Source organism: Paenibacillus sp. FSL H8-0259, assembly GCF_037963255.1.
Classification (GTDB): Bacteria; Bacillota; Bacilli; order Paenibacillales; family Paenibacillaceae; genus Paenibacillus_AQ; species Paenibacillus_AQ phytohabitans.
In genome coordinates this window covers 4,008,253-4,026,139 of the sequence record NZ_CP150147.1, presented here as the reverse complement: position 1 = coordinate 4,026,139, position 17,887 = coordinate 4,008,253, and the positions used below count along the sequence as shown (strand labels likewise).

At 48.7% G+C, this 17,887-nt stretch carries 21 protein-coding genes; 4 read left to right on the top strand and 17 right to left on the bottom strand.

Annotated features, from left to right (window positions below; translation table 11 throughout):
• Positions 1–7: 7 nt before the first annotated feature.
• From NSU01_RS17130 to NSU01_RS17105, 6 genes are all read right to left on the bottom strand, one after another.
• Positions 8–1,339, bottom strand: a complete 1,332-nt coding sequence (locus NSU01_RS17130; protein WP_076245837.1) for a serine hydrolase domain-containing protein — start codon at positions 1,337–1,339, stop codon at positions 8–10.
• A 99-nt stretch (positions 1,340–1,438) separates the two neighbouring features.
• Positions 1,439–1,747: a hypothetical protein gene (locus tag NSU01_RS17125; RefSeq protein WP_076245835.1), complete on the bottom strand. Its 309-nt coding sequence runs from the start codon at positions 1,745–1,747 to the stop codon at positions 1,439–1,441.
• A gap of 51 nt (positions 1,748–1,798) precedes the next feature.
• Positions 1,799–2,341 (bottom strand): GNAT family protein, encoded by a 543-nt coding sequence (locus NSU01_RS17120; protein ID WP_076245833.1) that lies wholly within the window; start codon positions 2,339–2,341, stop codon positions 1,799–1,801.
• Positions 2,342–2,450: 109 nt separating this feature from the next.
• A complete protein-coding gene (gene bshB2, locus NSU01_RS17115) occupies positions 2,451–3,158 on the bottom strand; it encodes a bacillithiol biosynthesis deacetylase BshB2 (RefSeq protein WP_076245831.1) in 708 nt (235 codons plus the stop codon).
• 38 nt (positions 3,159–3,196) lie between these two features.
• Positions 3,197–3,541 carry a YojF family protein gene (locus NSU01_RS17110; RefSeq protein ID WP_042137271.1) on the bottom strand — a complete coding sequence of 115 codons (345 nt, stop codon included), beginning with the start codon at positions 3,539–3,541 and terminating at the stop codon, positions 3,197–3,199.
• 9 nt (positions 3,542–3,550) lie between these two features.
• Positions 3,551–4,213 carry a TetR/AcrR family transcriptional regulator gene (locus tag NSU01_RS17105; RefSeq protein WP_076245829.1) on the bottom strand — a complete coding sequence of 221 codons (663 nt, stop codon included), beginning with the start codon at positions 4,211–4,213 and terminating at the stop codon, positions 3,551–3,553.
• A gap of 173 nt (positions 4,214–4,386) precedes the next feature.
• Here NSU01_RS17105 and NSU01_RS17100 point away from each other — a divergent pair, with 173 nt between their 5' ends.
• Positions 4,387–5,814, top strand: a complete 1,428-nt coding sequence (locus tag NSU01_RS17100) for an aldehyde dehydrogenase family protein (protein WP_076245827.1) — start codon at positions 4,387–4,389, stop codon at positions 5,812–5,814.
• A gap of 19 nt (positions 5,815–5,833) precedes the next feature.
• On the opposite strand, the gene NSU01_RS17095 is transcribed toward NSU01_RS17100, so the two are convergent.
• Complete coding sequence (locus NSU01_RS17095) at positions 5,834–6,223, bottom strand: DUF5071 domain-containing protein (protein ID WP_076245825.1); 390 nt, start codon at positions 6,221–6,223, stop codon at positions 5,834–5,836.
• Positions 6,224–6,317: 94 nt separating this feature from the next.
• Here NSU01_RS17095 and NSU01_RS17090 point away from each other — a divergent pair, with 94 nt between their 5' ends.
• On the top strand, positions 6,318–6,548 hold the full coding sequence (locus NSU01_RS17090) for a hypothetical protein (protein ID WP_076245823.1): 231 nt from the start codon (positions 6,318–6,320) through the stop codon (positions 6,546–6,548).
• An 81-nt stretch (positions 6,549–6,629) separates the two neighbouring features.
• Here the strand turns inward: NSU01_RS17090 and NSU01_RS17085 are convergent, their stop codons facing one another.
• From NSU01_RS17085 to NSU01_RS17060, 6 genes are all read right to left on the bottom strand, one after another.
• The gene (locus NSU01_RS17085; protein ID WP_256703943.1) at positions 6,630–6,761 is read right to left on the bottom strand and encodes a hypothetical protein; all 132 of its coding nucleotides are present in this window, start codon (positions 6,759–6,761) and stop codon (positions 6,630–6,632) included.
• A 269-nt stretch (positions 6,762–7,030) separates the two neighbouring features.
• Positions 7,031–8,176 carry an IS200/IS605 family element RNA-guided endonuclease TnpB gene (gene tnpB / locus NSU01_RS17080; protein ID WP_076246023.1) on the bottom strand — a complete coding sequence of 382 codons (1,146 nt, stop codon included), beginning with the start codon at positions 8,174–8,176 and terminating at the stop codon, positions 7,031–7,033.
• Positions 8,177–8,389: 213 nt separating this feature from the next.
• A complete protein-coding gene (locus NSU01_RS17075) occupies positions 8,390–9,139 on the bottom strand; it encodes a hypothetical protein (protein ID WP_076246021.1) in 750 nt (249 codons plus the stop codon).
• 402 nt (positions 9,140–9,541) lie between these two features.
• Entirely contained in the window at positions 9,542–10,156 is a 615-nt protein-coding gene (locus tag NSU01_RS17070; protein WP_076246019.1) for an HD domain-containing protein, read from the bottom strand.
• A gap of 105 nt (positions 10,157–10,261) precedes the next feature.
• Positions 10,262–11,251, bottom strand: coding sequence for a Gfo/Idh/MocA family oxidoreductase (locus NSU01_RS17065; protein ID WP_076246016.1), 990 nt, complete (start codon positions 11,249–11,251; stop codon positions 10,262–10,264).
• Positions 11,252–12,268, bottom strand: a complete 1,017-nt coding sequence (locus NSU01_RS17060; RefSeq protein WP_076246013.1) for a Gfo/Idh/MocA family oxidoreductase — start codon at positions 12,266–12,268, stop codon at positions 11,252–11,254.
• A gap of 186 nt (positions 12,269–12,454) precedes the next feature.
• Here NSU01_RS17060 and NSU01_RS17055 point away from each other — a divergent pair, with 186 nt between their 5' ends.
• Complete coding sequence (locus NSU01_RS17055; RefSeq protein ID WP_076246011.1) at positions 12,455–13,321, top strand: MurR/RpiR family transcriptional regulator; 867 nt, start codon at positions 12,455–12,457, stop codon at positions 13,319–13,321.
• Here NSU01_RS17055 and NSU01_RS17050 read toward each other — a convergent pair.
• The 4 genes from NSU01_RS17050 to NSU01_RS17035 form a co-directional block, all read right to left on the bottom strand.
• Positions 13,316–13,669 carry an Asp23/Gls24 family envelope stress response protein gene (locus NSU01_RS17050; protein WP_039291716.1) on the bottom strand — a complete coding sequence of 118 codons (354 nt, stop codon included), beginning with the start codon at positions 13,667–13,669 and terminating at the stop codon, positions 13,316–13,318. The two genes, NSU01_RS17055 and NSU01_RS17050, sit on opposite strands and share 6 nt — an antisense overlap.
• Positions 13,670–13,691: 22 nt before the next feature.
• Positions 13,692–15,113, bottom strand: coding sequence for a HAMP domain-containing sensor histidine kinase (locus NSU01_RS17045; protein WP_076246009.1), 1,422 nt, complete (start codon positions 15,111–15,113; stop codon positions 13,692–13,694).
• Entirely contained in the window at positions 15,091–15,798 is a 708-nt protein-coding gene (locus NSU01_RS17040; RefSeq protein ID WP_042137244.1) for a response regulator transcription factor, read from the bottom strand. The genes NSU01_RS17045 and NSU01_RS17040 overlap by 23 nt, the downstream gene beginning before the upstream one ends.
• 249 nt (positions 15,799–16,047) lie before the next feature.
• Positions 16,048–16,842 (bottom strand): SDR family oxidoreductase, encoded by a 795-nt coding sequence (locus NSU01_RS17035; RefSeq protein WP_076246006.1) that lies wholly within the window; start codon positions 16,840–16,842, stop codon positions 16,048–16,050.
• 117 nt (positions 16,843–16,959) lie between these two features.
• On the opposite strand from NSU01_RS17035, the gene NSU01_RS17030 reads away from it, so the two are divergent.
• Complete coding sequence (locus tag NSU01_RS17030; protein ID WP_076246003.1) at positions 16,960–17,844, top strand: LysR family transcriptional regulator; 885 nt, start codon at positions 16,960–16,962, stop codon at positions 17,842–17,844.
• Positions 17,845–17,887 lie beyond the last annotated feature (43 nt).

Here is a 17,887-nt window from a genome sequence, read left to right as displayed (position 1 = left end):
AAAACGTCTATGCTTCTGTCATAAGCCCCTTCAGCCTGTCTGAAACCGATTCACTATCAGGGAAGATTGCGGCGGCACAGGTAAGAACGCGGATAGCTTCTTCATGGTGGCCCCTCCAGCTTAAAGTATCCGAAACGCGCACAAATTCAAAATCTGCGGAATAATAGTTGTCCTGCTCCAAACTATTGATACGCTGGTATTCTTCGAGTGCCTTATCGACTCCATTGGTTACAGCAACCATGGCAACGAGATGTGCCATCGACTGCTTGAGCTGACTGACATCCGAACCCAGCAGCAAATCAAGGATTGGATGGGTCACGCTGCCCAGCCATACATAGTCACAGTTGGTCATTATAGAGATGCCGATATGATCATCCGGGAACAGGATCAGTTCACTCAGAAAGCCGGTATCCCATCCGGAATGCGAGAGAATCCGGGAGCCTTTATATTGGCCCAGGAACCAGCCCAGCCCGACCTGCTCATGCTCAGGGCCCCAGCCTGTAGCCATGGTAGGATTCCACATCAGATCATAGCTGCCGGGCTGTAAGGCATTATACCGGTCCTTGGCCTTCCCCTGGCTCAGCTGCATCAGCATATAATGGCACATATCTTGGGCGTTGGTATACAGCGTGGAACTGGGGGCATGCGCCCTGTTGTATGGAAACACCTCACTTACACCAGGGCCGTACCCTGCTGAATTCTTCAGTACATGAGGAGCGGCCAGAGCACTTTCCACCTCCTGCTTCAGAAATGAACTGGATGTCATCCCCACCGGTTCAAGAATATGCTCATTCATATATTGCTCAAAGCTCAGACCGCTGACCTTGGCGATCAAATCCCCCAGAATCTCATAAGCGATATTACTATAAGCAAAATGAGTGCCGGGTTCGCTCAGCAGCTTGTGACGGCTGACGCTTTTCACGTACCGTTCGAGACTCTCTTCATCGTATTCAGGCCGGTCCCAGGCATAATCCTCTTCATCCGGCATGCCGGAGGTATGGTTGAGCAGCTGCCCTACAGTAATCTGAAGATAACGTTCATCCTCCATTTTGAAATAAGGAAGATAGTTCTTGACGGGCGAATCCAGCTCTACCTGTCCGCGTTCCACCAGCCGCATAACCGCTGTAACTACGAATGTTTTGGAGACGGAGGCTTGATGAAATAAAGTGCTGCTATCCACTGGCTCACCCGTTGCCACATTGGCTGCTCCATACTCACCTGTGAAGATAACCTCGTTATCTTTAACAATGCCTATAGCTAATCCCGTAAACGGTCCATTCTCAACAAAATCGGTTAACATCTCGTGCAGCGGACTTACTCTAGTCTTAATATTATTCATACAATTGCCCCCTAAATGTGCCGTATTCATTGGATAAATATAACATCACCCGGGGTTACTTAATGTGTAATAAACAGATTAACCTGAACTTTCCCTAAGCTACCCTTCAACCACGTCAGCCCGCAGGGCAGTGGCAATCTCGAGCAATACAGGAACTATGGCTTCTGTGGAAAGGGCTACGTACAGATCTCCCATGTACAACCGGAAAGGAAACTCCATCCCTTCATAGCTCCACATGAAAAAGTCACCCTCAATGGACATCGTGCTCTCGGGTCCTTTTACGGTTAAGACTTGTGAGTACGAGAAATCGGGTTTGTCTGCAAAATACTGTGTGCACTCTTCCAATGTAATGGCTTGCTCTGCATTGCCTTCCTGCATCGAACGGGTAATACGCAAACGCTGACTCATAGATGAACCTCCGGAATTAAGATTATGAATGCTATGACTGCATTGCTTCTGTTAGATAAGATCTGACGGATTGAGAATGGCCAGAATCTGATGATCCTCCCATACTCCCTTGATCTTCACGTTGCGCTGGGCAATTCCTTCCTTGTGGAACCCGGCATTCTCCAGCACACGGATTGATCCGGGATTACCGGGGGAAGCTTCCCCTGTGATCCGGTGGAACTTCAGCTCCTCGAAGGCATAGTGTACTACTTGCTTCACAGCCTCAGTCATGTAGCCTTTTCCGTTATAATCCTTATCCAGGCTGTACCCGATCATGCAGCTCTGCAGCGGTCCCCGCACCACAAAAGACAACCCTACGGTGCCGATAATCCGGTGATCTGCCTTGTGACATACCAGAAAATCGTATCTTTCGTCCTCTGCCCTGTCTTCCTTATACTGTGCAATCTTGTCGCGCTGGTACTCTTCTGTATAGAACTCCTCAGGTACATCAGGCGAATGTTTCTCAAAAAACTCCCGGTTGCGCTTGTACATCGCCGTCAGCACAACAGCATCTGTATCCTCAGGGAACCGTATGTACACTTGTTGTTCTGCCATCAGTAACACTCCTATCGAGCTAAATTCATCACATAATTCACTGCATCTTCGAGATTAACGGCAATATAGTCCGGTTCGGTAACGGAAACTTGTTCTATGTACTAAGCACTTATGTCTGCGCACACAGCAATTCTCCAATCCGTTTAGTCGTATCATGCTCCTCGAATGAATAGGTCCAGAACCGTTCTATGCCGAACTTGCTACGGATAATATCATCTGTTATATCACGGCCGCCAAGAAGCTTGTCTGCTTGGAACTGGGAGCTGTGCGATAGAATAGACTTAATCTTCACAGCGAGGAATGAGGTCACATCTATAGTTACATCCGCTTTCCCGATCATCTTCTCATGATTGTTAGAGAAAGCGGAGCAATGTACAACTGGCCTTTCTGTCAGAGGTAACCGGGCAATGGTGCGAATAACAGCAGCGCCGGTGGCATCATGATCAGGATGAACGCTGTACCCCGGATAAAAGGTAATGACTAGCGACGGAGCCAGCTCCTGAATCAGCTTCATAATCTGACTATCCAGCAGATCCGGGTCTTCGAACTCGATCATTTTATCATGGAAGCCGAGCATTCTTAAGTCTTGAATTCCTATTGCCTGACAGGACGCGGCGAGCTCCTCCTTACGGATCACCGGCAGGGTAACCCGGTTCGCGATTAAAGGAACCCCCATGTTGCGGCCCATCTCGCCGAGTGTCAGACAAGCATAAGTAACCTCAGCCCCTTCTTCAATGTACATAGCCAAGGTTCCGGATACAAAGTACGCCTCATCATCGGGATGGGGAAGTACAACTAAGATCTTCTTATTGTCCATAGGTCTGCTATTCACGGTTGCTTGATCCTCCATTTGCATTAAAAAGGGTTCCGGCTAAGCTGCAGCGCCACAATCAGCTTGCCTTGATTATCATGTCCGGCCAGGATTAGCCGCTCAGTTTCGTTCTCATCCACATGGGTAAGCCCTTCCGCATAAATCCAGCCCTGCTCTGTCTTCAGGCCGACCCGGTAGGGACCCGTTCCCGAAATCGAACCGTGCGTGTAGCGGATAAGTGCATTACTGATGAACGCCGATCCCGGCGGACGCGAACTGTCAATGTGACTGGCATAAGCACCAGTTGTGAGCTCCAGGTGTATATAAAGGTCCTGACCGGTGAACCGGTCGATTTGAGTTTGGATATCTTTTGGGTGAATTAGCTGCATATTGTCCTCCTACAGTGTACGATTGTATTTCTCTGCGACATGATTAATGACCGGAATGATCAGATGATCATCGATGAGCCCCATCTTCTCCGGGCGGAACAGCTGGATTTTCTTGAAGTGATAATAGTCCGTCAGTACCTGCTGAATGGAGGTCTGATTCTGCAGTAAATATTTCGTATTCATAATCTCGCGCAGCAGCAGCTCATCTTGAAGCAGAATGAACCTTTCGTTGAGCGGCTGGAATATGCCTTTGTCTATACCATGGCGGTAGAATTCCAGCGATTGCTGCTCGCGCTTCAGTAGTGCCGACCTCAGGCTGTCGGACAGCTCCGGGTAAGCGCTCTGCAGCTCCTTCAGGAATACCTCAGATATTTTACCGGCGAGCGAAACTGACTGCTCAAACAGCTGCTGAAAAGAAACCCCGAATAATTCTTCCTCCACCTGCACGGAAGGAAGCTTCAATTGATCTATGTAGTCCACAAAAATGTACACTACACCAGCAATGACCTCTTCTTTAGAGGAGAAATGCTTGTACATAGTCGCACGGCTGACATCCATCAGTTTCGCGATTTCTTCCATTTTCAGCTGCTGGAAGCCATCCTTCATAACGGCTGGAATGATTTTTTTCAATAGCTTGCTTTGCGCCTGGGACTTCTTTGGGTCTAAGGACATACTGTTTTTTCCTCCTGTTGGCCAGTGAACCCATTATACATGAAAATCACAAAGCAAGAAACAAAATATACTACGTAGACACTTTGTGCTTTATTTGTTTACTTTGATTACTTATCGTGATATTATTTCCTCGTCTTCATACTATCCCATCTTAAGAACAGGAGAATGTCTACATGTTTACATTGGATCGCATGTATGTGAATGGCGAGTATATCGAACCGCAAGGGAAGGAGATTCAGCGGCTGATCAACCCGGCTACCCAAAAAGTGATAGGTCAGGTTGTACTCGGTAATGAAGAGGATGCCCGACTGGCTATTGCTGCGGCTAAGGAAGCTTTTGCAACCTTCTCTCAGACTTCTGTGGAAGAGCGTAGTGAAATGCTACAGCGGCTGCATGATGCTGTACTGGCGAATATGGATGCAATGGCGGAAGCGAATATTATGGAATATGGCGCCCCGACAAAATCAGCCATCGGCCGCGTGAAGCTGGCTGCCGCTAATTTCCTCGATACGAAGCAGGCGCTGGACAACTTTGAGTTTGTCCGTTATATCGCTTCTGCCAAGGTAGTCTCTGAGCCTGCCGGTGTCGTCGGGATCATTACGCCCTGGAATGCAAGTTATTCACAAATCACGGCGAAGCTTGCGGCTGCCATTGCTGCGGGATGTACGGTTGTCATCAAGCCGAGTGAGCTTAGTGCCCTGCAGACCGAAAGAATTACGGAAGCCTTCCACCATGCAGGACTCCCCAAAGGAGTCATTAATGTCGTGAATGGTTACGGTCATACCGTGGGTGCTGAATTCACCCGCAATCCGGATGTTGCGCTTATTTCTTTTACCGGATCGACCCGTGTCGGCAAAGAAATCCTGAAAGGTGCAGCAGAAACGCTGAAACGGGTTACGTTGGAACTGGGCGGTAAGTCACCAAACATAATTCTGGATGATGTCGATTACACCAAAGTGATTCCAATAGCGGTAGCTCAAGGATTTATGAATAATGGGCAGGCTTGCGTAGCAGGTACACGCCTTCTTGTTCCGGAGCATCGTCTCCAGGAAGTGAAGCAGCTGGCACAATCAGCTATCGGGGCAGTGAAGATCGGCAATCCCTGGGAGGAAGACACGGTGCTTGGCCCTATTGTTACGGAGAAGCAGTTCCTGAACGTACAGCGCTATATTCAGACGGGTATTGATGAAGGCGCAGAATTGGTGACCGGAGGCACCGGCCGGCCTGCGGGGTTAGAACATGGTTATTTCGTTAAACCTACCCTATTTGTAAATGTTACTGAGGACATGACGATTGCCAGAGAGGAAATCTTCGGACCCGTATTAGTGGTTCTCACCTATAAGACCGTGGAAGAAGCGATTGCTATCGCCAATAACACCAACTATGGGCTTGGGGCCTATGTGCATTCCGCGGACCTGGATCAGGCCAACCGGGTTGCCTCCAGTATTGCTGCAGGTGTTGTGAGCATTAATGGTGCCAGCCCGGAAATGAAAGCCCCCTTCGGCGGATACAAGCAGTCCGGGCTTGGCAGAGAATACGGGGAATATGGTATTGCGGAATGTCTGGAGACGAAGACGATTACGGGCCACGGTATACAATAATTACAATTGCTCAAGGAATTCAGCTGTAATCCTTGAGCAATTCTCTTGCTGTAATATGCACTTCTTCAAGTTCCTCACCCTTGGTGGGGTTATAGGCTATTCGCTGAATCTGCTTCTCTAATGAATGTCTGAATTCTTCAGGCAATTGGCTAACATAACACTCTAGGCACCATGTCTTCCATATGTCATCTCCTCCGTTTAGAACCTCCTCTATGTATGGAACCGTCTCTTTAGGAACCGTCAGTAACAAATTGGAGATTTCTTCTGCTATAGGCCAGTTTATATCCTGCAGCCATTGTAACAACTCCGGGATTAATGGGATGAGGTCCTGTTTATCCAGCTTCTTCAGATCGTGTACCCGTTCAAAATCGTGTTTGTCTCTTGGCAATAGAGTGAAAGAATCATTCATTTATTTGCCCCCTTCTTAGAATTAGTTGGTCACCAATATCCCTCCTTGTGCATATGCTAAAGCCATATTGCTTACAGGAAGGAAGCTGAATGAATTGCTACGTACGGACCCGGTATATCAGATTCTGAAGTTGCTTGAAGAAGAGAAGGAACCCCGCTTCAATCAAATAGGTATGGACGAAAGAGATTTCAATATTACCCTGACCCATATTCACGAAGCCGGTTATGCTAATTCAGGTGAGTTAACTCACTCAGGCCTCAACTATATTCATGGGTTTGAACAAAGGTTGAAATTGAAATTTAACCAGTCCCTGCAGAATTCTTAGTTTTATATTACAAAAGAAAAAGCCTCAACGGTGAGGCTTTTTCAGTGTAGTACCATTTACGAATGACTTAGGCGCAATCATCTACAGCTCATAATAATATTTCAGCTTGTTATTAACGAAATACAGATATTGATGGCCGTATACGATATATCCCAAATCTTCGTTGTAGCTGTCGGGCTCTCCCCATGACAGATAGACTTGTTCAAACGTCATGTCGGTAATGATCCGCTCATCCCGGATAGCAGCCCATACGGCATCACTGCTGGGATAAGCTGTTCTAGGATTCGTGAACTACCCCCACCTATAGAGGTGGCGGCTTCTTGGAAACAACCCGGACTTGCTCAAAACGGCGTACATCCGTGAGCAGCGGTCAGATTTATTGCGCGCTTAAGCAAATGGAGGGAGCGGCTTTTCCCCTCCCTTCGCATCTGCTCAGCGCCCTACCCAAGCGATCCCCGCAGTCCCTGCGGTTCGGGGTCCAGTTAACGCACTCCTGTGCCTTGCAGCAGGCGAAGCCCTTCGGTTCGAATGTTCAAGCTCGCATTGACGTCACGGTCATGGTGGACACCGCAGCTGGGGCAGCTCCATTCCCGGATGTGGAGCGCCTTCTTCCCGCCTGGATGCCCACAAGCCGAGCACAGCTGGCTCGAAGGAAACCAGCGGTCCACCTGTACGACTTGTTTGCCGTACCACGCCGCTTTATAGGTCAGTTTGGATAGAAAGCTTGACCACGAGACGTCATGAAGCGACCGGGCAAGTCTGCGATTCCGAACCAACCCTTTGACATTCAGCGACTCCACACTGATCACATCGTGGTTGTTGACGAGATCCGTGCTGAGTTTGTTCAGAAAGTCATTTCGTTGGTTGGCCACTTTTTCATGCAGCTTGGCGACCAGAATTCGCTGCTTCTGGTAGTTGCGGCTCTCGCTGAGCAGATGTCCGTCCTTCTTCGCCTGCTGCGCCCGGCGCGATAGTTTGCGCTGCGCTTTCGCTAGGGTAGCGGCGGTTTGGGCGAGAACTCTCGGATTCGGTACCTTTGTTCCATCCGAGAAAATTGCAAAATGCGCAAGACCGAGATCAATCCCGATCACCGAACCCGTTTGGGGTTTGGGCGGAATGTCCGTTTCGCACAGCAGGGAGACAAAGTACTTGCCGGATGCGGTGCGGGAGATCGTCGCTGACTTGATCACCCCTTCCGGTTGTCGATGTAGTTTGATACGTACCGGCTTCATTTTGGGCAGCTTCAGATAGCGACCCGCCTGAATTGCAATCGTTCCTTTTTGATTATTCGTGGTGTAGGATTGAACGGGATTTTTGCGGGATTTCCACTTGGGGAAACCAGAGGCGGGCTGCTGGAAAAAGTGGCGGTAGGCGGTATTCAGGTGGAGTTGCGCATTAGCCAGAGCCAAACTATCGACTTCTTTAAGAAAGGGAAATTCATTTTTGTATTGCGCGGGTGCCTTGAACTTGATTTTCTCACCAGTTTCTTGATGCTTTTGGTACGATTCGATGCGGTCATGGAGCATGAGATTGTAGACTTTGCGTACGCAGCCGAAGGTTTTGGCGAATAGTTCCGCCTGCTGTGTTGTGGGTTCCAGGCGATATTTGAATGCTTTGAGCACAAGAATGCCTCCTATGTACGTGGTGCGCCTTCGATTTGCTGTTCAACCCGAAGGCGAGTCCGCAAAATAGAACAAAGTTCCGGCTGGCCAAATCAACCATGGACGCAATCCACGAACAAATCGGACAAGACCATTACAGGAACATACATTCGCTTTCCCTAGCATAACCGAAATCCCTTTAAAATCCAAGTCCAAACCGTTGTCATTCATCCAGCCACTTTAGAAGTGGGGGAATTCTGACAACTTTTTGTTAAAAGGGCTGTCCGGAATCTTTGCATTTACAGCCCATGCCGAATCACCGTTGAAATTCTCTTTGAAAGCAAAGAGATTCTCTTCCGTGTACAACGTGTCGGTCTCACTGTCGTCCAGATCCAGCGTCCAGGTTAGTCCAGCTTCGCTCAGCATGGTGAACGTAGAAGTATTGGTATCATCCTCGTATTGAACATCTGTCACCCAGTGGCTGCCGGGATGTGCATATAGATAGACCTTCTTGCCCACAGCCTGGCCCATTGTTCCTGGCAGCTTGCTGATGGCGTAGAGCATACTGTTGCTCTTTATTTTGCCTTCTTCCGTACTCCAGATGAACAGCGAATACGAACTGGTGGCATATTTGCCGTCTATGGCTCCAAGCTTAAGCAGTGTTTTGAACGCGACATAGTTGGAGTTTTTGTAGAGTATGGAGTTGTCCTTGTTCAACTTTGCGCTTCCCTTACTTCCGGTGAGGGTCACAACAGAGGCTGCGGTAGCAACGGTAAAGCCGGGAATCTGATTCAGCAGCTTCACAGGTACATAAGCCAAACCATTGACGAGTACAGACTTGGATGCCGAGATCATAAGTGTCCCGTCCACAAATGTGGAAATCTCCGTGTACTTCGGTGCTGCGGCTGCCGCTGCCTGTCCGGTGCCTCCCGGATACCCCAGCCCAATCATGAGCAACAGCGTGATGAGCAGTAATACAATCTTTTTCATATGTTCGAATTCCTTCCCCCATTGTATGTAAGCTGCCCCTGGCTGTACGCCGGATTAGCCCAAACCAGTAAATTCGGCAATAAGTTAATTATTTCCTGCAAAATTCCTTGAATCATCGACTTTCTGTAGCAGAGATCTGGTGACTTTTATAAAATCCTGCACAGAATACAACATTTTCCTCGTAATATCAGCCCAAATCCAAAATTGTTGTATAAAAGGCAGGATTTCACCCTATTTAAGCGACTTAGCAGGATTATTCTTGTATTTTATACAACAATCTTTCCAAACCCACGGTTACCCATGAATCAAAGTTGTAAAACATACAACATTGTTATCTACAGCCATAAAAAAGCAGGCACCTGTGGAAAATTTTCCGGGGTACCTGCTGTTTTATCTGCTTCGTTAGTTGAAATCTACTTCTCCATTGCACTCTGCCTTGAAACGTTCCTGGAACTGCAGCTCAAACTTCAGCTTAGTATCAAAAATTTGCTTCGAGCGGTCGAAATTCAGCTGACCTCGTGACTTCTTAAGATAATTATCGAACTCTTCACTCTCCCAGAACCGGATAGTATCCCATACATTCTCCTCTTCATGCGCACTATGGAAGAATTTCATCCATATATCCATGGTTCCGAAATGATCCAGCATATCAGCATCTTGTACAAGCTTTATGTAGTACGGGAGCTCCTCATGATTGCGAATATTATGTAATGCAATAATATCAGATATGAATTCCAGCTGCTCCGGGGAGCATTCATCCTTCAGCAGTGACTTGACCAGAACAGAGCCGGTCTCCTGGTGGGGTTCAATTCCTTTGGTAACGTCATGGAAGATTGAGGCAACATACATGATATCGTCCATTGTACCTTCATCCGGGAACAATTCTTTTCTTAAGCTTAGAGCAATCTTGGCTACCCGCTGACAATGATAATAGACGAACCCCGTCTCTCTCTGCAGATGAGATTTCCGTTGACTCATTGTGTTAAGAGCAATTTCACTAATTCTGTCCAGATTCATTATGTCCACATCCTTTAGGCATTTGTTAATAATTGTATATCATTCCTCTGAAAAGATAAACAAAAGAACAGAGCTTCCCCCAACCGGAAGAAGCCCTGCTCTTTATTATCCGCGATCTGATCCAAACACAAGCCCGGCGCTGGCCTTCGCCTGTTCAATAACCCGCATCACCCGCTCACTGTGTGCGAGCATTTCCGCGGCCGTCTTCCTGTCTTGCTCTCGGATGAATCGTTCGAAGTGAAGGAATTCGTCATACATCCGGTGGGGGTGATCCTTGCGATCCACGCGGACGGGCTTCTCCCGGTTAAGGACGTAATCGTAGGAGTCGCATCCATTCGCAGAACCATTGATCTGAATGTACCCTTCCGTCCCCTGAATGTTCACTGCACCAGGAGCTGTGCTGTCTTTGGCACCAATGCAGACGCATTTGAAATCACCATAGTCCAGCAGCAGCATCCCCGACGTATCGATTCCCCGTTCCATGTTCGCCCGGTATTCCACGTACAGTGGACTTCCGAAGAATCCGAGGACCAGATGGATGTTGTAGATATTAATGTCCATCAAGGCGCCGCCGGACATCTCCGGATTGAATGCAGGCAGAATCTCACCGCGTTTGAAAGCATCATAACGGGAAGAATACTGCGAATAATTGCACGTCACCATTTTAATGGAACCGAGACCAGCCAGCTGCTCCTTCACCGCCACGACATTGTTCAAATATTGATTCGAGATGGCTTCAACCAGGATAAGCTCCCTTCGCTCAGCGATCTCTTTCAGCTCCAGAAACTCCGCCAGATTAGAGGTAAACGGCTTCTCGCAGATGACATGCTTGCCGCTAAGCAGCGCCTCCTTGGTGAAGGCATAATGCAGGTGATTCGGCAATGCCACATATATAGTATCAACGTCTGTATCCTGAAGCATGGCGCTGTAATCTGTATAGAGCCTGGCTATCCCGTACTGGTTCTGCAGCTCCTGCAGAGCGTCTTCCCTGCCGGGTCTGGCGAACACGGCTGTCAGTGATATTCCCGGAATCTCTCCGATGAAGCTGAGCAGATCCTTGACAATCATTCCGGCTCCGGCTATTCCCAAGTTCATTTAGCGGCACCCCTTCATTCCCTGCTCCAGAATCTGCATAACGCCTATGGTCTCTTCATCCTTAATCACTTTATTTGTGCCAAGAACGATGGATTCATAGATCCCGTCATACACCCTGGCATAATCGCCTTTGGCTGAGGTGACCTTCTCTTCATGGTACTTGCCCTCATCATCGAGATACGTTAGAATACCATAATGCTCCGGCAGGTCAATACCGAAGTCACTGTGTCCCTCAGGCAGGTAAAATAACTTCAAATGCTCCTCCTGACGGTCCTTCGTCTGCTTGACGAACACACCTTTTTTACCATAAAGTACGAAGCTTGGCCGCTCTTTGAGCCGGAAGTAGCTGGATTTAACCGATACTTTTAGCGAAGGGTAGAAGAAATCCAGATCGAAGTAATCATTCATCTGCTGCGGTCCCAGCAATTGGCGGACGTCGTAATGAATGGTATCCGGTTTGCCGAAGTATGACAACACCTGATCAATGGTATGACATCCATGTCCATACAAGTAACTGTAGTACTTAGAGAATGGAGTTGAAGCCGGAACCTCAGGACGGTAGTAATCAAAGTGCATTTCCACTTCCAGCAGATCTCCAAGCTTACCGGATTCTATGACCTGCTGTGCGGTGAGGAAATCCGAGTCATAACGTCTGTTCTGGTAGCACTGAATGACAAGATTCCGCTCTTTGGCATACCGAAAGATTGAGACCGCTTCTTCTTCCGTCAGCATGTAAGGCTTCTCCACCAGAACATGCTTGCCGTGATCCAGCGCCATTTTGGCATAATGATAGTGGGAATCGGTGTTGGTGCATACTACAATCAGCTGAATCTCCGGGTCATTCATCATGGATACAAGATCGTCCGTGTATTCAATCCCGGGCACTCTGGGCCATTCCGCTTTCGTAAGCGTGCGGGCGTAGATCGTCTTGACCTTCAAGTGATCGCGGTTCATGGAAAATGGAAGGTGGTAGCGGTTGGTGCTTTTGCCGTTGCCGATATAGCCGAGTGTTAACATCATAATTCCTCCTCTTCTATTCTCTTTCATTAATTATAGAAAAAAAAGACCCGCCGTGAAGACTTAGCAGGCATAACGGTACAATTATCCGTTCATATGTATTTACCGGCGTAAATCCTTGAACATTATGTTCAGAGCCGGGTCTGTTATAGCTTAGAAATTCAATTCTTGAGGTGAACCTTAGTCATGAAGCTGCTGCTGCAATTAAAGGAAATGAACAATTTTACCCCCAACGAACGAAGCATTGCTGCCTATATCCTGACCCATAAGGAAAGTATACTGCCGATGTCCATACAGGAGCTTGCCAAAGCCACCTATACCTCGCATTCGGCGCTTAACCGCCTGACGCATAAACTCGGACTTGCGGGCTATAAGGAATTCATTCTAAAGCTGGCCCGGGAGTTCCAGATGGATGTCCATAGCATTTCTAATGTGGATGTCAATTATCCGTTTGAGCATGGTGAAACGCCCATTCAGGTAGCCAAAGAAATCGCGGAAGTAATGAAGGCAACCATTGAGAAGAATTTTGCTTTTCTGGAGAATGCCCAGTTAGCCGGGGCTGCTGAAATCCTTGAACGGGCCGGCAAGATCTTCATCTATGCGCTGGGCGATTCCGAGATCCGGGCGAAGAGCTTCCAGAATAAATTAATCAAAATCAATAAATACGCCGTGATTGCGACGGAGCTGTCTGAGTGGGAATATCATACGGTTAATCTTACGCAGCAGGACTGTGCCATTTTCTTAACCTATCACGGGTTATCAGCGAATAATTTGCAGGCGGCAAAGTACCTCACGCGCAACAGCATTCCCTTTATCACCATCACCGCAGCTCACGGCACGGAATTGGCCAAGCTCAGCACCCTGTGTATCCAAGTGCCTGAAGATGAAGTGAAGCATGCCAAGATCGGCACCTTTTCCTCGCAGATTGCCTTTGAATATGTCCTAAATGTCATCTATTCCTGCATCTATAGAATCAACTACCCGAAGAACAAGCTGGCTGCCCGGAAGGTCGTGAAGGATTTCTATACCGATGACGTGAAGACAGATCTATAGGTTGGGAAAAGCGAGCTTATCGACCTTGATATTCACGATAGGCGGAGACAGACCCAGCATATGCTCAACGGCCTGATGGACGTTATCCTTAAGAATCTGGCATACCTCAGGAATCTTGTATCCGTAGTTAATAATGATATCCAGCTGAATCGCCACGGCTTCATCCGTAACATCCACAGACAACCCGTTTGTGCCAATTTTGCCGCTTAGTCGCCGGGCCAGATTTCCGCTGACCGGATTGCCGGACATTCCGGCAATGCCCGGTGTTTCGGTAACTGCATAGCGGATTATACTTGAAATTACCCGGTCAGAAATCTCCACAAGCCCCTTGAACGTATCCTGCTTCATTATTATTCCTCCTGAAAGTTATTTATCTGGGAATCCGGATCATGAACACCGTCGGCTCCCCTTCCCGGCTCTCAAGCATCAGGGAACCGCCCATCTTCTCTACGTTCTTTTTGGCAATGGATAACCCGAGACCTGTCCCACCGCTTGCTGTCGTCCGGGCTTCATCCCCCCGCACAAACGGATCGAAGATCGTGGACCAGAGCTCCTTGGGAATGCCCACTCCATTATCTGCAATCTCAATCCGGACAGTCGTGTCCTCCGGAATGACCGTCACACGGATGCGTGTCCCTTCTGGATTATAGGCCAGCGCATTGGAGATCAGATTGTTGATCACGCTTGCGAACAGCTCCGGATCATAATGGGCATACACCTGCTCTTCAGGCAGCTGCAGCTGCAGCTGGAACTCTTTTTGCTCAATTTCCCCGTAAGTGTCGGCAATAATCTCCCGCAGTTGATCTCCAAGCTCCAGCCGCTCCACGCGAAGAATGAAATCCGGTGAATCCAGCTTGAGCAGGTCCAGCATATGCTGAATCAGCTTCGTCACCTGTACGGATTTGGTATAAATATAATTCAGGTATTTGGTCTGCCGTTCAGGGTCCGTAACCCGTCCTTCGATCAGCGCCTGTGCATAACCCTGAATACTGGTAATCGGTGTCTTCAGATCATGTGACAGATCGACCATCAGCCGCTGCTTGCTCTTCTCGGCCTGCCGCTTCTCCTCCGTAGTCCGCTCAATGACATCCGCCATATAGTTGAAGCTATTGCCAATCCGCAGAAACTCCGTCTCCGCATAGAGGGCAATCCGTGTATTGTAGTGCCCTTCCATCATACGGTTCATTCCCAGATTTAGAACCCGCAGGGGCTTCTTGATCCGTCTGGAAACCCAGTAGCTATATACAAAGATCAGCATCAGAATCAGCCCGCTGACCACAAACACATAAAAGAACACCGAATGATTCAGATAGGCCAACAGCATTTCGTTGTTAATGGATACGCTGACCACATCGCGGGGAATCTTGAGCAGCAGCCAGGCCACTCCGCTGTCACTATCCACTTGAGAAATGGAGTAGTAATAGGGCTGATCGCTGCGGTTCTCAAGTCCCTGGAACAGACTGTTCTCATCATAGCCCATAGTCTGATCCTGCTTCTCTCCAATAACGCGGATGACCTGCTTGCCCGAATCGAGCAGCTCCAGCCACCCTCCACTTTGCAGCAGCCGGTCGCTCTCCGGTCCCTGGCCCAGCTCGTTACGGTAATCTCCGGCTTCGACCGACAGATCCGGATCGGGGATCAGCTTCTCCATGATGACGTGAGTGATATCCTTCTGGATGAACAGATAGACCACCAGTACAAGCATCACCAGCATACAGTTGAACAGCAGAAAGTCGATCGTCAGCGACGTTTGCAGCGGGCGGTTATCTCTACTTTTCCACGGGTGCTTCAATTTTGTACCCCAATCCCCTGATCGTCTTCAGGTATTCCGGTTTCTTGGAATCGCGCTCGATCTTATCGCGGATATTGCTGATATGCACCATGATGCTGTTGTCCTCATAGACATAGAAGTCTTCCCAGACGGCCTCATAAATCTTCTTGCGCGTAAATACCCGGCCCGGCTGCTCCATCAGCAGTTCGAGGATTTTGTACTCTGTAGAAGTCAGGGCTACCGGTTCGCCGGCCACCTCAACCTGACAGCTGCTCCGGTCAAGCGTTAACCGTCCGAGCACAATCTGTTCCTTCGTCTGCTCTTCTTCTACAGCCTTGGCATCGAACTGATGCACCCGGCGCAGCAGGGCACCGACACGGGCAACGATCTCCAGCGGATTGAAGGGCTTGGAGATGTAATCGTCTGCTCCCAGCTCAAGCCCTAGGATTTTATCATGATGCTGGCTCTTGGCTGACAGGAACAGCACCGGGAAATGCTCATGCTCACGGATCCGCTTCAGCAGCTGCAGCCCGTCCATCCCCGGCATCATAATATCCAGAATGGCCAGATCTATCTTGTTATTCTGCATCTGCTTCAACGCCTCAATCCCGTTCTGTGCTTGCAGAATGTTGTATTCCTTCTCCAGATACAGCTGCAGAAGCTCTACAATCTCCGATTCATCATCCGCTATGAGAATGGTATACATGGTGAAATCCCCCTCTATCTAGTCATGCAAGCTGCGCTAACTGTAACTATAGCCTGCCATTCTTAATCCAGTCTAAACCAAATCTAAAGAAAAGCTAAAGATTAAAGCTGCTAATCTTAAGAAATAATATCCTGAAACAGACAAAAAGAACAGCCTGGAGCAGCCATTAAGTGGCTTGCAGGGCTGTTCTTTATCTTTTAGCGCAGAATCGATCCTTCTTGCCAGTGAAAGTGCAAGTACGGCTGATGCTTAGACCGTAGGCACGGTTCCTCCGTCAATCACATATTCGGCCCCCGTAATGGAAGCTGCACGGTCGGAGGCCAGGAATGCCACCAGCTCGCCTACTTCCTCGGGGAAGCCGGGACGGCCCAGCGGAATCCCGCCCAGCGCATCCATTACAGACTGCAGCGCGCTTTCCGCACTGCCCGTAACCTTGGCGATATTCTCCATCATGGCATCTGCCGCTGTCGTTTGAATGAATCCCGGAGCTACGCGGTTTACACGGATGCCTTGCGGGGAGAATTCTTTGGAGAGGCTTTTACTGTAATTGCTTAACGCAGCCTTGGCGGCAGCATAGGGAATGGTGGACTCGATCAGCGGCAGTACTCTTTGAATAGAAGAAATGTGGATAATTACGCCCTTACCCTGTTCCAGCATCAAGGGGATCAGACCCCGGTCGAGCCGGACGGCTGCAAGCAGGTTCAAGTTCAGCGCATCCATCCAGTGCTCATCGTTTGCCGCCAGGAACCCGCCGGGAGGCGTAGAACTGCCGCCAATGTTATTCACTACGATATCGATGCTGCCGAAACGTTCCTTAACCGCAGCAATCACTTTCTCCACGCCTTCTTTGACAGACAGATCTGCTTGTACGAACAAGTCAGCATCTGTCAATCCGGACGGGAGTGTGCGGGCAGTAGTCATCACTGTAGCACCGGCAGCCTTAAACCGGTTTACGATGGCCTCACCCATACCTTTAGTTCCGCCTGTTACGAGTATTTTTTGGCCTTCATATTCAGTCATTGGATTTGCATAAGTAATTGTCATGGTTTGGTTCCCCTTTTCATCATTTGATTCTTTAATCTTATGCTTGATTTACTCATGCGTCTAATTTATTATTTTCATTAAATCCATTACTAATATTAATATAAGAGGGGTCCTGAAATGGAGCTAACGCAATTGGAGTATTTCCTGACTGTGGCCCGGCTTGAGCATATGACTTCGGCCTCCAAAGCGCTTAGAATTACCCAGCCCGCGCTGAGTCATGCCATCTCCAAACTGGAGAATGAGCTGGGCGTTCCTTTATTTGAGCGGAATGGACGGGGCGTTCAGTTGAACCGGTATGGGGTAACGTTCAGTAAATGGGTGGAAGAAGCCATGAAGAACATCGGTAACGGTATTCGTGAAATTGATGAATGTTCGAATGCGGAGACAGGCGTAGTACACATCTCATATCTGAATATTCTCGGTGTTGATCTGGTGCCTTCACTGATCCGGGATTATCAGGCGGGCAACCCCAAGGTCCGGTTTGATTTGTATCAGGGAAATCACGGGGATATCGATGAAGCTCTGGAGACCGGCACTTCAGATATGCTGATTACTTCCAGAGAAACCACAATGACCGATGACGAATGGATGATTATCCGGCGCATGCCGATCTTTATTGTGGTCTCCACTCAGCACCGGTTTGCTTCACGCTCCAGTCTGAGTTTGTTTGAGCTGTCCGGTGAACCCTTTGTCGGCTTGAAAACGAACTGCGGACTCAAAGCTACGATTAGCTCGCTATTCAAAAACACCCATTTCGAGCTGGCCTCGACCTATGAAGCAGAGGACCTGATTACGGTAGCCGGCTTCATCAAAGCCGGGCTTGGAGTCTCTGTACTGCCGCAGACACTGGGCTTGCTGCTGGACGGCCTGGTCTGGATTCCGATTGAGGAAGAGGGCTGGGAATGGGAGGTCGGCTTGAAATGGCGTCATGACCGTTACCTGTCTCCTGCCTCCAGACGGTTTCTGGATTATATTCAGCAGGTAGGACTGAAGTCTGAATAGATGAAGTCCTACAATCCTGAAAATAACACAAAGGAGCGGCTCT